This is a genomic window from Ligilactobacillus hayakitensis DSM 18933 = JCM 14209 (assembly GCF_000615845.1).
Classification (GTDB): Bacteria; Bacillota; Bacilli; order Lactobacillales; family Lactobacillaceae; genus Ligilactobacillus; species Ligilactobacillus hayakitensis.
On the sequence record NZ_BAML01000038.1, the window covers coordinates 1 to 11,796 of the forward strand.

At 37.8% G+C, this 11,796-nt stretch carries 15 protein-coding genes; 8 read left to right on the top strand and 7 right to left on the bottom strand.

What is annotated here, in order from left to right; all coding sequences use genetic code 11:
- The 4 genes from JCM14209_RS10120 to JCM14209_RS07750 all read left to right on the top strand — a co-directional run.
- Positions 1–573, top strand: a 573-nt coding sequence (locus JCM14209_RS10120; RefSeq protein WP_035520251.1) for a hypothetical protein, incomplete at its 5' end; no start/stop codon positions are given.
- Positions 574–794: 221 nt separating this feature from the next.
- Positions 795–1,661 carry an NAD(P)-dependent oxidoreductase gene (locus JCM14209_RS07740; RefSeq protein ID WP_025022912.1) on the top strand — a complete coding sequence of 289 codons (867 nt, stop codon included), beginning with the start codon at positions 795–797 and terminating at the stop codon, positions 1,659–1,661.
- A gap of 131 nt (positions 1,662–1,792) precedes the next feature.
- Positions 1,793–2,380, top strand: a complete 588-nt coding sequence (locus tag JCM14209_RS07745; RefSeq protein ID WP_025022913.1) for a WxL domain-containing protein — start codon at positions 1,793–1,795, stop codon at positions 2,378–2,380.
- Positions 2,380–3,390 carry a WxL protein peptidoglycan domain-containing protein gene (locus tag JCM14209_RS07750; protein WP_025022914.1) on the top strand — a complete coding sequence of 337 codons (1,011 nt, stop codon included), beginning with the start codon at positions 2,380–2,382 and terminating at the stop codon, positions 3,388–3,390. The genes JCM14209_RS07745 and JCM14209_RS07750 overlap by 1 nt, the downstream gene beginning before the upstream one ends.
- 145 nt (positions 3,391–3,535) lie before the next feature.
- Here the strand turns inward: JCM14209_RS07750 and JCM14209_RS10070 are convergent, their stop codons facing one another.
- From JCM14209_RS10070 to JCM14209_RS07770, 4 genes are all read right to left on the bottom strand, one after another.
- Positions 3,536–3,712 (bottom strand): hypothetical protein, encoded by a 177-nt coding sequence (locus JCM14209_RS10070; RefSeq protein WP_155830698.1) that lies wholly within the window; start codon positions 3,710–3,712, stop codon positions 3,536–3,538.
- 5 nt (positions 3,713–3,717) lie between these two features.
- Complete coding sequence (locus JCM14209_RS07760; protein WP_025022915.1) at positions 3,718–3,939, bottom strand: hypothetical protein; 222 nt, start codon at positions 3,937–3,939, stop codon at positions 3,718–3,720.
- A gap of 352 nt (positions 3,940–4,291) precedes the next feature.
- Complete coding sequence (locus JCM14209_RS07765) at positions 4,292–5,434, bottom strand: glycerate kinase (protein ID WP_025022916.1); 1,143 nt, start codon at positions 5,432–5,434, stop codon at positions 4,292–4,294.
- A gap of 13 nt (positions 5,435–5,447) precedes the next feature.
- Positions 5,448–6,743, bottom strand: a complete 1,296-nt coding sequence (locus JCM14209_RS07770; RefSeq protein WP_025022917.1) for a GntP family permease — start codon at positions 6,741–6,743, stop codon at positions 5,448–5,450.
- A gap of 129 nt (positions 6,744–6,872) precedes the next feature.
- Here JCM14209_RS07770 and JCM14209_RS07775 point away from each other — a divergent pair, with 129 nt between their 5' ends.
- The 4 genes from JCM14209_RS07775 (at position 6,873) to JCM14209_RS07790 (ending at position 9,753) form a co-directional block, all read left to right on the top strand.
- Positions 6,873–7,943 carry a CdaR family transcriptional regulator gene (locus JCM14209_RS07775; RefSeq protein ID WP_025022918.1) on the top strand — a complete coding sequence of 357 codons (1,071 nt, stop codon included), beginning with the start codon at positions 6,873–6,875 and terminating at the stop codon, positions 7,941–7,943.
- Positions 7,944–7,994: 51 nt separating this feature from the next.
- Positions 7,995–8,681: an FMN-dependent NADH-azoreductase gene (locus JCM14209_RS07780; RefSeq protein WP_025022919.1), complete on the top strand. Its 687-nt coding sequence runs from the start codon at positions 7,995–7,997 to the stop codon at positions 8,679–8,681.
- A gap of 12 nt (positions 8,682–8,693) precedes the next feature.
- Positions 8,694–9,173: a MarR family winged helix-turn-helix transcriptional regulator gene (locus tag JCM14209_RS07785; RefSeq protein WP_025022920.1), complete on the top strand. Its 480-nt coding sequence runs from the start codon at positions 8,694–8,696 to the stop codon at positions 9,171–9,173.
- 172 nt (positions 9,174–9,345) lie between these two features.
- Entirely contained in the window at positions 9,346–9,753 is a 408-nt protein-coding gene (locus JCM14209_RS07790) for a MerR family transcriptional regulator (RefSeq protein WP_025022921.1), read from the top strand.
- A gap of 45 nt (positions 9,754–9,798) precedes the next feature.
- Here JCM14209_RS07790 and JCM14209_RS07795 read toward each other — a convergent pair whose 3' ends face one another.
- The 3 genes from JCM14209_RS07795 to JCM14209_RS07805 all read right to left on the bottom strand — a co-directional run bounded on the left by JCM14209_RS07795 (position 9,799) and on the right by JCM14209_RS07805 (position 11,670).
- The gene (locus JCM14209_RS07795) at positions 9,799–10,065 is read right to left on the bottom strand and encodes a YciI family protein (protein ID WP_025022922.1); all 267 of its coding nucleotides are present in this window, start codon (positions 10,063–10,065) and stop codon (positions 9,799–9,801) included.
- Positions 10,065–10,601, bottom strand: coding sequence for an NAD(P)H-dependent oxidoreductase (locus JCM14209_RS07800; RefSeq protein ID WP_025022923.1), 537 nt, complete (start codon positions 10,599–10,601; stop codon positions 10,065–10,067). The genes JCM14209_RS07795 and JCM14209_RS07800 overlap by 1 nt, the downstream gene beginning before the upstream one ends.
- Before the next feature lie 157 nt (positions 10,602–10,758).
- Complete coding sequence (locus JCM14209_RS07805; protein ID WP_025022924.1) at positions 10,759–11,670, bottom strand: M48 family metallopeptidase; 912 nt, start codon at positions 11,668–11,670, stop codon at positions 10,759–10,761.
- Positions 11,671–11,796 lie beyond the last annotated feature (126 nt).

Consider the following 11,796-nt stretch of genomic DNA (forward strand, 5'->3'; position numbering starts at 1 on the left):
AATCCAACGTACGACTTGCCAGAAGCGGCAGTGCCAGAGATAACAGAGGTACCAAAAGACAATCCAACGCATGACTTACCGGATGTTTTTATTGCTGAAGGAACAGCATTGGGCTTAACATATGAGTTACCAGCTGCAGAAGCTCCACAAATAAATGAAATTCCAAGCGAGTATGCAACGGAGGAATTTTCGGAAACAAATATTTCTGAAGTTCCAAAAAATTACCCCGTGTATGATTTGCCAGAATTAAAACTTGAAGAATTAGTCGAAGTGTCAGAAAAAGATGCGGTGAATAAAGTTTTTGAAGAAACGGAAACTTTTGATACGACAATTTCTGCAATCAAGGAAATTAAGAAATCAGAATCTTTTCCAGTAACGATTGCGATGAAAAATAAGTTCCCGCAAGCAAATAATCAAGTTACGCCAACAAGCAACAATGACATTACTTTAAATCAAGTGTTGCCACAAAACGGAGAAACGCAGGGGCAAACAACAATTTTGGGAGTAATGTTGGTTGCTTTAGGATCAATGTTTGGGTTGGAAATGCTAAGGTATCAGCATAAGTCCAGATAGATTCTGAAACTGATATTAATTACGAAGCTAAAAAATAAATATACTTACAAAACATCCCCGGATTTCAATGGGCTATAATACCTTCTAAGTATACAGATGAAATATACAAAATCATCTAAATACTTGGAGGGTATTTTTTATGGGAAGAAAACCAAAAAGAAAAACGCTAAAACATGATAAAATAAGACATAGAAAAATTAGTGTTGAAAGTAGGTAAGCAAATGACGAAAATTGGTTTTATCGGAACGGGCTTGATGGGTCAAGGGATGGTAAGAAATTTGATGCAAGCCGGTTTTGAGGTGCAAGTTTGGAACCGCACAAAGAAAAAAGCCGAATCCTTGATTCAAGCAGGCGCTATTTGGAAAGAAAATGCGTTAGAATGTAGCCGTAACGTTGATTTTGTAATCACAATTGTCGGCTATCCTAAAGACGTTGAAGAAGTTTACTTTGGAGAAAAAGGAATATTTGCCGGAGATAAGGAAGGGACAACACTCATTGATATGACGACAACAAGTCCTAAATTAGCTCAAAAAATCGCCCAAGCAGCGGCACAAAAACAAATGTTTGCGTTAGATGCACCTGTTTCAGGTGGTCAAGCTGGCGCTGATAACGGAACTTTAGCGATTATGGTTGGGGGCCAAGAAGAAACATTCAAGAAAGCCTTACCTGTTCTTGAAGCGATAGGAGAAAATATCAGATTGCAAGGTCCAGCTGGCTTTGGTCAACACACCAAAATGGCGAACCAAATCGCATTAGCTGGAGCTTTAGCGGGTGTCTGTGAATCTTTAACTTACGCTAAAAAAATGGGCTTGGATCCACAAAAAACATACGAAACCATTCGTTCTGGGGCCGCTGGTTCCGCTCAAATGGATGCCTTTATGCCTAAAATGATTCAAGGAGACTTCAACGCAACATTTTATATGAAGCACTTCATCAAAGATTTAGGAATTGCGGAAGATGAAATTAAGAGTCGTGATTTTAAGTTAGAAATCCTTGATCAAATTTTGAAACAATGTTGCCAAGTTGAAGCGATGGGTTATGGGGATGAAGGAACACAAAGTTTACTTCACTGGTACGAAGAAAAATAAGATTAACTGAAAGTCTATTCCAATAATGTGGGATAGATTTTTTTATTTTCTCAAAAAGTGCAAATTATTATTGAAAATGCTTTCTTAGTGTTGTATAGTTGAGGTGTAATAAAGATGTGGAGGGAATAGTTATGAAGAAAATTAAGAAATTTAGTCTATTAACTGCCAGTGTATTAATGGCAGGTTCATTGTTTAGTACACCAGTATTTGCTGAAACAACAGGAACAACAGGTGGTGGCTCAGCTTCAACGACTGCGACAGCTGATATTAAAGGAGGCAGCTTAACTTTAAATGGAAGCTTATCTCCAATTTCATTAAGTCAAACCTTAAATGGTTCACAAATTTCAACGGATGCACAATCTTTAGGTTCAGTTGAAATTATTGATGCACGTGGAACCGGTGCTGGATATTCATTGACTGCAAGTGCAACTGCATTATCTGGAACTCATGGAAATGTTGTCTTAACGCCAGGTTCAGTTGCTAAGAAGGATACTACTTCAGATGCAACTCCTACTTTAGTTTCAGGAGCACAAACACTTACAACTAATCCAACTCAAATTTTGACTGCTGGAAAATCAAGCGTTTCTGAGGGTAAAGGATCATATACCGTTGATCTTGGTTCACTTCAAATTACTGATATTCCAGCTAATGCCTATGCTGGTTCATACAGCACTACAGTAACCGTTACGCTTAACGCAGCTCCAACAGGACAAGAATAATGAAAAGAATCCTGTTGTTTTTAGGCTTGGTAGGGGGATTTTTCTTTGGAGTAAATGCTCCCATTCAAGCGGCTTCAATGAATTTTACCGCCGATCCACAAACGACCGATACTTCTAAAGGTTATTTTGATTTTGCAGCCAAACCAGGTCAAAAACAAGATTTGGTGGTTAAAGTTAGTAATGTTTCCAATCATGAAATTACGCTAGCTGTTGAATTTTTGAACGCCTTAGGGAACCCAAGTGGTGGAGTAGCGTACGTAAAGCAAGATCAACTTGAAAATTCAAAATTAACTGATTCAAAACGCTTAGCCAGCAAGTATTTGCATGGACCAAAAGAAATTACCTTAAAGCCAAACGAAACTAAGATGGTGACTTATACTTTTGAGGCACCCAAAGATGTTTCTAAGGGGCAAATTGTCGGAGGGTTGAACTTTTTAGAAAAAGCTACTTCTCAAAAGATGCCGGCTAAAAATAAAAAAGCGGTCCAAATTAATACGCAGCTCGCTAAAATGGTGGCGGTAGTCGCTAACTTTTCCAAACAACAAGCCAACTTGCAAGTTAAAGAAATGACGGTCTCTTCAAGCGCAAGTAATCCATTTTTGAACTTGCATTTAGTAAATAAGATTCCACAAATGGCAGCGGACTTACAAGTCGATTACACTGTTAAGAAGATGTCGGGTAAAAAAATCGGCCATGCGATAACGGCTAAAAGCCCAATCGCTGCAGCTAGTGATTTTAAGTATCAACTTGCTTGGCCAGCTAAAGTATACAAACCAGGAACCTATAAGGTTGATGTGAATGTTACTTCAAAAAATCCGGATCAAAGCTTCCGCCATACCTATGTTGTGCATGTTAAAAATCAAGATACAAAGACTTACGCGCAAAAGAGCGGTCAAACAAGCGTCCAAACTCATAGTCCAATGATGATTACCATCGTAATAATCTTATTGGTAATTATTGTGGGATTAGCTGGAGTTATTGTTAGATTAATGAAAAATAATAATAAATAATAAATAAAAAGGATAAACCTTGATAATTTAATTATCAGGGTTTTTTGTTTGAAAAAGTAAATAAAACGATTGTTTGTATGATAATAAATTTCTGCACTAAAAAACGCCTGCCGATTAGCAGACGTTAAAATAACACTTATTCGCTTTAATACATAATTCCTGAAGAAAAATACTTCTTAATGAACGGGTCATCATCCGGCAGTTCATCAATCGTCTTGTTCAACTCTAAACAATGCTCTACAAATTTTTCATCTTGTGGAATAAGTTTTGGAAAAACTTCGCCAAAACGTTTTTCGTATTCTTGAAAGATTGTTTCTTCCATATTTATCACACCTTTCCATTCTCATTAATCCAATCAACAACTTCTAAATAATTGTTATACGCCCTTGGAAAATGTTTCTTAATAACTTCAAGAGACTTTGAATTATTAACGGTTGCACTAGAAGCCCCAGCAAAGAATTCTGCGTCTTGCATTCTTGGATACTTCCAATAGCTTATACCGTGACCATAGCCAAGTTGATATTTTCCTTTAGTTGTTGCTTCAACCATATCAGAAACGTCTGCATATCCGACCCAACCATTATCACTAATTTCTTTTCTTAATTCTTCATAGTGTAGCTGAGCCCCTAAATTGCGCTTAGTGGCAACAGTAAATGTGCCGTCTTTCTTATATCTTAATTTTACACTACCGTAATATTAGTCGCTACTATAAGTATTAGGGCCGGCAACTTTCTTTTTTATGCAATTTTACAATAAAAAAGTACTGATGATAATCTTGAAATATACTTTAAAATTTTCATCAGTACAGAATATTATAGAACCTAAATTTCCTTTATAATGCAAAAACCGGCAAGCAGTTCGTAAAAAGAGCTACTTGCCGGTTTTTATATAAATAGATTTGTTATTTTTGTGTGGCTTTGATCAAACGTGCGATATTTTCAGTTGTACGTTTGACATTTGCTGGACCAGCCTTAAGGGATTCTTCGATGCTTTGAGCTTTATCGACAATCCCGAAAACAGCGGTGATACCAATTTCGTAAAGTTCTTCGATGCGGTCCCCTAGGTATCCAGCTTCCGCAAATACTGGTTTACCAGCGGCTTTAGCCACTTGAGCGACACCGAATGGAGTTTTTCCAAATTTAGTTTGGAAATCCATCCCGCCTTCGCCAGTAAAGACAAAATCAGCATCAGCGACTTTGCTTGCTAAATCAACCGCGTTAGCGACCACTTCAACACCAGGTTGGAGCTTAGCTTTAGTGAAAGCTAAAAGCCCCGCGCCTAAACCACCAGCGGCCCCGCTACCGGGGATGTTTGCGACATCTTGACCTAAATCACGAGAAATTAAAGCGGCAAAATGTTGTAAACCATTATCAAGTGTGACAACATCTTTTTGACTAGCGCCTTTTTGGGGACCAAAGACTGCAGCGGCGCCATCTTTACCTGTAAGGATGTTTTGAACGTCGCTTGCGATAATAACTTCGGTATCATCAAGGCGAGGGTCTAATTCACTTACATCAATGCGATTGATTGCTGCGAGATTGCCACCGTTACCGTCTAAGAGTTGATTATTTTCATCATAAAACTTAGCGCCTAAAGCTTGGGCCATGCCCATTCCACCATCAACCGTTGCGCTACCACCAATTCCAATCAAAATTTTCTTAACGCCTTGATCTAAGGCGGCTTTGATTAATTGACCGGTCCCAAAAGTTGTGGTGATTAAAGGGTTACGTTGACTTGGTTCAACTAGCATAATTCCGCTAGCTTGAGCCATTTCAATAATCGCTGTTTTTTGGTCGCCTAAGATTCCATAATAAGCATTAACTTTTTGATTAGGAAGTGGACCGTTAACTTCTAAAAATTCTTTGCGACCATTAGTAGCATCAACTAAAGAATCAGTTGTGCCTTCACCGCCATCAGCCATGGGTACGTGGGTAATTTGAGCGTCAGGAAAAACGTTTAAAATCCCAGCTTCCATTGCTTGGCAAACTTCTTTAGCGGACATGCTTTCTTTAAATGAATCGGGTGCGAGTACAAACTTTTTCATATTAATTACCTCGTTATTTCAAAATAAAACCGTATAAAACAGTTGCGACAATTGTCATCACTAAGCCGACACACATTTCGTAAGGGATAACTTGGAGTCTTTCCTTAATTGACATGTGCATACTTTGAGCGGTGATGTGGAAGTAGTTTCCTTGAGGAACTTGGTCAATTACCGTTGCCCCAGTGTGGACCATGACAGCAGCACCTAAAGCTGAAGTACCAGTATCAAGAATGGTCTTACCAAATGATCCGGTTGAAAGGATAACTGCAGTTGAAGTTGATCCTACCGCAAGGGCCATCAAAATCCCTGAGATTGGAGCGAGGAAGGTACCAGAAATGCCAGTCGCATCAATTAATTTAACGATTTGATGTGATAGATTTGAAGTAGAAATCAAACCAGCAATTGCGCCAGCTCCAAGTAAAATCAACACCGTGTCAGTAACTTTTGCTAATCCTAATTGTGCGTAAGTGGAAATCTTCTTTCCTTGACCCATCGCAAGAGTTCCGATTACGGATGCAAAAGGTAAAATGTACATTGCATCGATATTTAACTTGGAAAGTGCGCTGATATGTAAAAGAGATCCAATTGGGTTAAGTAATAGGAGCACAATGGCTAAAACTGGTGCAATCAAGGCTTTACCTAAAGGAATCAATTCTTTTTGGTTAGCATCAGCATCTAGGTCAGAATCTTTAACGGCTCGACCTTTATTCTTGATTAAACTTGCGATGATAACGGCAGTTGCTAAACCAAATAAAGCTGGAATAAAGCCCGCAAGCATTACATGGCTAAGTTCAAGATGAAAACCATTGGCGGCCGCAATTGTGTTGGGGTTAGGAGAGATGATATTTCCAGCCTTCCCACCACCAGATAAAGCAGTTAAAAGTGCTAATTTATTGATGCCAGCTTGTTTACCAACTGATAAGGCAATTGGAGCGACAATTAAGACTGCAACTGGGATGAACACCCCAACGGCTGTGATAATCATTGTTGAAAGGGCAAGGGAAAGTAAAGCTTGTTTATTCCCCATCTTAGTTACAATCGCGTGGGCAATTGATTCGGCGGCGCCAGATTCCATCATGACCCCCGCTAAAATTCCGGCAGCTAAAACGCGAATGGCAGTGCCGACGACACTTTGTGTTCCTTCAATTATGACGTTGACGGTTTGGGCAAATGACAAACCACCAACCAAACATCCGACAATCGCACCTAAGAACAGTGAATAGACCGGATTAAATTTTTTCAAAATCAAGATGATCGCCACAAAGAGTCCTACAAGGGCGAAAATCCAAGAAATTGTTGTTGATACCATTGATCACACCTCTAATTTTTACATAAATTTATTTTTTTATTATTGAACTACATGTTAAAATTTAACATGGATAAAAAATGTTTTCATTAGGCATTTGCACAATTAATTTTGAAAAGGAAATATAATAATATGAAATTAAATCGAATTTTAGCGCAAAAAATTGTCGATAAGATGATGAACGACATTCCTTATAACGTTAATATTATGAATGAACAAGGGATGATTATCGCGAGTGGGGATACCAAAAGAATCGGTAAGAACCATGGTGAAGCGCGCCGAGTTTTAAAGCACCAAAAAATCTTTACGTATGCTCAAAAAGATGGGTTAGAAAACGTGCAACCAGGCATTAATATGCCAATTGAATATCGCAATGAAATTATTGGGGTGGTAGGAATTACGGGCGAACCCAAGCAAGTTAAGCCGTTTGCGTTGTTGTTAAAAGATGCAACCGAATTATTGCTAGAACAACAAGCATTTCAAGAAAATGAAGAAAGTAAAGCCAAAAAGTTAACGCGTTTCTTATTTCGGTGGACGCAAAAAGATATTGATACTGATACCGTTGAAAACTTGAAAAAAGAAGCCTTGGATTTGAACATTGACTTTTACCAAGAACGAACAGTAGTAGTTATTAAGTGTTCGCATCATGATATCAAGGATTTGAAGTTAAGTGCCCAAGATTTTCATTTGAATCGTTCGATTGATACGCAGGTGCTGATTTGTCATAATCAAAGCGCGGTGCAAAAGTGTATTGAATTTGCTCGAAATAGTGGGTATCGGGTGGCTGTCGGAATGACCGGCGTGAATGTGGGACGCTCATTTTTTGAAGCACAAACCGCTCTTCGATTCGCTAATTTATTGCATGAAGACTATCATAGTTATTCGCAAGTGCAATTTTTAGAAAAGTTACTCGAATCGCATCTTGACGATGATGACGAATTATTAAAGAAGTTTTCATTGTTAGAAAATACGGGCTTGGGAACGGACTTGTTAGAAACCTTGTTGGCCTATTTTAAAAATAACGGTGATATGTCAAAAACGGCTAGCACATTACATATTCATAGAAATACATTGTCTTATCGGCTAGCTAAAATCAAGGAATTAATCGGATTAGATCCGCATAACTTCTTGGAATTGTTCCAGTTGTATGTTGATTTGTTGACGTATTTGGATGCCAAAGATCGCGGTAAATTAAGCAACTAAAAAATTCTGAATTTTTGTTGACAAGCAACAAAAATGAAAGAAGTTTTAAATATGACAAAAGTATTAATTATTCAAGCACACGCACACGTAGAAGGTAGTTTATCATTAGAAGTAGGAAAAAAATTTATCCAAGCTTATCAAAAAGCTCATCCAAATGATCAAATCATCATCCGTGATTTGTACGCTAAAGATGGTGTTCCACCGTTAAATGATGTTACAATGAAAGCATGGCAAAAGCAGAAATTTGACGAACAGTTAACGCAAGAGGAAGCGGACTTGTTATCCCGCCACGAAGAATGGTTAACGGAATTTATGACCGCTGATAAGTATGTATTCATCAATCCGATGTACAATCACTTTTTACCGGCTGAATTGAAGCAATATCTAGATTTAACTGCGGTTGCGCATAAAACCTTTAAGTACACAGATAAAGGTTCGGTTGGTTTGTTGAAGAATAAAAAGATGTTGCATATTCAAGCTGCCGGAAGTGAATACCACACAAGTGGAAAATGGGGGATTGTGAAATTCTTATTCCGCAAACTCTTCCGTATCCCAAGCAAAGAAAGCTGTGCCTTAATGGATATCGGTTCGCTTTATTTATCAAACATGATGAAATTTTATGGTATTAAAGATGTGGATGCGATTTATATTGAAGGTGCTGACGCCAAGCACAATCAACGAGCAAGCATTTTAAATCAAGCCTTAAAAGAAGCTGAAAATAAAGCACAAACATTTTAAAGGAGGGCAACTATGACCCAGGATACAATTGAACAAATTATTGCAAAAATTGGAAAAATAAAAAGTCAAAAATCTAATAGTTCTTTATCTAAAGAAAGACAGTGGATTTTAGCACAGTTAAAAAATCCCGATTTAGCAACCGTTGTATCGGGGTTATCAATTGTTGCCTTGCATTTACTTTCTGAATTACAGAGTGGTGAAAAAACGGGGATTCAATTAGCTAAAGAACTTGATGTTACCCGTGGAGGCGTGACTAGAGCGGCTAAAACTTTGTTGGAATCCAACTTGATTAACGCCAACAAACACCCCGATGATCAAAAGAAGATTTTCTATGATTTAACGCCCCAAGGCCAAGAAGTAGCTGCAGTGCATACGCAGTTACACCAAAAAATTAAACAAGAATTGTGTGAAAAAATCGCCAGTAAATATACAACCGAAGATTTAAATTTGGTTGCTAAATTCTTGGATGATGTAATGCACAGTGATTATTAAGGAAAAAGGTATCTTTTCGTTTTGGAAGAGATACCTTTTTGTGTGGCAAAATCTACCGGATGTATGGAAAATTAAGGGGGATTGATTCGCATCATAAGTAAAAAAAGTATTTACTTGAACTGAACTCCAAGTGCTAATATATATGTGAATAGATTTAAGGAGGTAAAAACTGGTGTCAAACTTAACAATTACTCAAACTGCTGAAAAATATGGCCTTAAACCTGATACTTTACGTTACTATGAAAGAATCGGTTTAATTCCAGAAGTTCCCCGACAAAAAAACGGCAATCGTTATTACAATGATGGTTTGCAAGGCTGGATTGAAATGATTGTTTGTCTCAGACATTCAGATGTTCCGGTCGAAAAACTGGTGGATTATGCGGATATGTTACGTCAAGGGGATGCAACTTTAGATGCCCGCCAAGAATTATTGGAAGAACAATTAGATGAATTATTCTTAAAGAAAAAGAATCTTCAACGTTCTATTGATCGTCTAGAACATAAGATTTCCTTGTATAAAAATGGAAAAATTAAAGAAAATAAGAGTTACTTTGAAGAATATAAGATTTTAGAAGATTAAAAAAAGGCCACGTTCAAAAGTGAACGTGGCCTTTTTTAGTGATGCTTAGGCAAAAGTATTAAGGTTAGCCTTGAATTCCATGACGTCATAGGTAGCGCCATTTGGATAAAAGACATCTTGGCTGATTAATTCATCAATTTCTTGACGATTTTTTGCTTTAGCAACAATAATTCCGGCGTGATCAAGATCAACGCGAGGTCCAACAAGCACGAACTTGCCTGCATCAAAGTATTTTTTGAACCAAGCGCGGTGTGCTGAAATAGCTTCTTCAGTAATATTTGTTTCAGTTAATTTAATATCAATAATAAACATTATTCAAAATCTCCTAATTCTTCTAAATTGTCATTAGTTAAATAATCAACGTAAGCTTGAGCTTGTTTTTGTAAAGCTTCATTTGAAATTGATGAAGCGCCAACAGTAATGAATGGCTTAATGAATTTTGTTCCAATTAAACGACTTGTAGCTTGGAAAGGACGTAAAAGTTCTGTAACGTGATATTTGGCGAAATCATCGCGGTCATAGTTGTTAGCACCTGGTGAAACAGCGATAACTAATTCTTTGCCGTGTAAAGCATCGCCATTTGAACCGTAAGCCCAACCATATTCAAGAACATCATCTTCCCATTGCTTTAGTAAAGCTGGTGAGCTGTACCAATACATTGGGAATTGTAAAACGATACGATCGCTAGCTTCAAGGACCGCTTTTTCAGTTGCGACATCAATCTTGAAGTCAGGGTAAAGGGCGTACATATTACGAACTTCAATATCTTCTGGTAAAGCGTTCGCTAAAGTAGCGTTAACGTTTGATGAACTTAAATTTGGGTGAAATACTAAAACTGTTGTTTTCATATACATATCATTCCTTTGATTATATTTTGTATGAGATTATATTTTCTTGATGGGATTATCATAGTACTTGGAGTGAAGTTCAAGTCAAGCGAAAAATAAAAAAACTTGATAAATCACGAAAAAAGTTGATTTATCAAGTTTTTTGGTATGTGTATAGTTATTGTCGAGTAGAAAAACTTTCCAACAAACGTGAAATCCGCTTATCTAATGTGGGGTGGGTGGAAAAAAGATTAGTAAACCATGAACCAACTTCGCTAATGTTGAAGTAAAGTTCATGACCCAAAGCCCCACCACGAGGCATCACATGATGGTCACCGCGAAGCTTTTGAAGCGCTCTAATCATGCCATCGGGATTTCTAGTGAGATATACAGAAGAAGCATCGGCGAGATATTCACGTTGACGTGACAACATGAAATACAAAATCTTGCTGATGGGAATTCCGATGCAGATGATAACTAGCCCAATGAATAACCCAAGAAAACCCAGCAAATAAAATATAATTTGCATATAGAAATTTTCAAACCGACTTCTCATTAATTCCCATCCAAGAGCAAGGAAAAAGAAGCCCGTAGATGAAATCAAACCAGCAAGCACACTGGTAATCGTGGTTACTTGCGTATCATAGTTTTTGACATGGGAAAGTTCATGGCCAATAACGGCTTGCAGTTCATCTGGTTCCATCATGTTAAGTAAGCCGGTGGTTACGGCGATACTAGCGTGGTTGGGGTTTCTTCCTGTCGCAAAGGCATTGGGACAGTCAGTTTCGATTAAATAAACGCGTGGCATTGGTAAAGCCGCAGCGATACAAAGTTCTTCGATCATCGTAAAAAGTTGGGGATGATCGGTGGGACTAAGTTCGATGGCATCATTAATTTGCATTAACACACCGGCAGCGTAAAAGTATGCGATCAATGCGTAAATTATGGATCCAACAAAAATCCAAAAGGCGAGTTTAAGACTTTCGAATAAGAATCCAAAAAAGCCAGCAAGTGCGACCATTAATAAACCAAACAAGAATAAAACAATGATTGTATTGCGTTTGTTGGCTGAGATTTGTTGATATAACATTAAAATTTCCCCCTTCGTATCTTTTTTATTGATATTTTGGCGTAAAACCCCCGACTTCAGTCAAGGGGATATAAGCCCCCAATTGTTAGGTCCGAAGGGTCTTTTTTTCGTAATTTTAATTATTAT

Bases quoted from the DNA above. Each gene is read 5' to 3' on its own strand.
- JCM14209_RS07740 (WP_025022912.1), top strand. From the start codon at position 795: ATGACGAAAATTGGTTTTATCGGAACGGGCTTGATGGGTCAAGGGATG.
- JCM14209_RS07745 (WP_025022913.1), top strand. From the start codon at position 1,793: ATGAAGAAAATTAAGAAATTTAGTCTATTAACTGCCAGTGTATTAATG.
- JCM14209_RS07750 (WP_025022914.1), top strand. From the start codon at position 2,380: ATGAAAAGAATCCTGTTGTTTTTAGGCTTGGTAGGGGGATTTTTCTTT.
- JCM14209_RS10070 (WP_155830698.1), bottom strand. From the start codon at position 3,712: ATGGAAGAAACAATCTTTCAAGAATACGAAAAACGTTTTGGCGAAGTT.
- JCM14209_RS07760 (WP_025022915.1), bottom strand. From the start codon at position 3,939: ATGGTTGAAGCAACAACTAAAGGAAAATATCAACTTGGCTATGGTCAC.
- JCM14209_RS07765 (WP_025022916.1), bottom strand. From the start codon at position 5,434: ATGAAAAAGTTTGTACTCGCACCCGATTCATTTAAAGAAAGCATGTCC.
- JCM14209_RS07770 (WP_025022917.1), bottom strand. From the start codon at position 6,743: ATGGTATCAACAACAATTTCTTGGATTTTCGCCCTTGTAGGACTCTTT.
- JCM14209_RS07775 (WP_025022918.1), top strand. From the start codon at position 6,873: ATGAAATTAAATCGAATTTTAGCGCAAAAAATTGTCGATAAGATGATG.
- JCM14209_RS07780 (WP_025022919.1), top strand. From the start codon at position 7,995: ATGACAAAAGTATTAATTATTCAAGCACACGCACACGTAGAAGGTAGT.
- JCM14209_RS07785 (WP_025022920.1), top strand. From the start codon at position 8,694: ATGACCCAGGATACAATTGAACAAATTATTGCAAAAATTGGAAAAATA.
- JCM14209_RS07795 (WP_025022922.1), bottom strand. From the start codon at position 10,065: ATGTTTATTATTGATATTAAATTAACTGAAACAAATATTACTGAAGAA.
- JCM14209_RS07800 (WP_025022923.1), bottom strand. From the start codon at position 10,601: ATGAAAACAACAGTTTTAGTATTTCACCCAAATTTAAGTTCATCAAAC.
- JCM14209_RS07805 (WP_025022924.1), bottom strand. From the start codon at position 11,670: ATGTTATATCAACAAATCTCAGCCAACAAACGCAATACAATCATTGTT.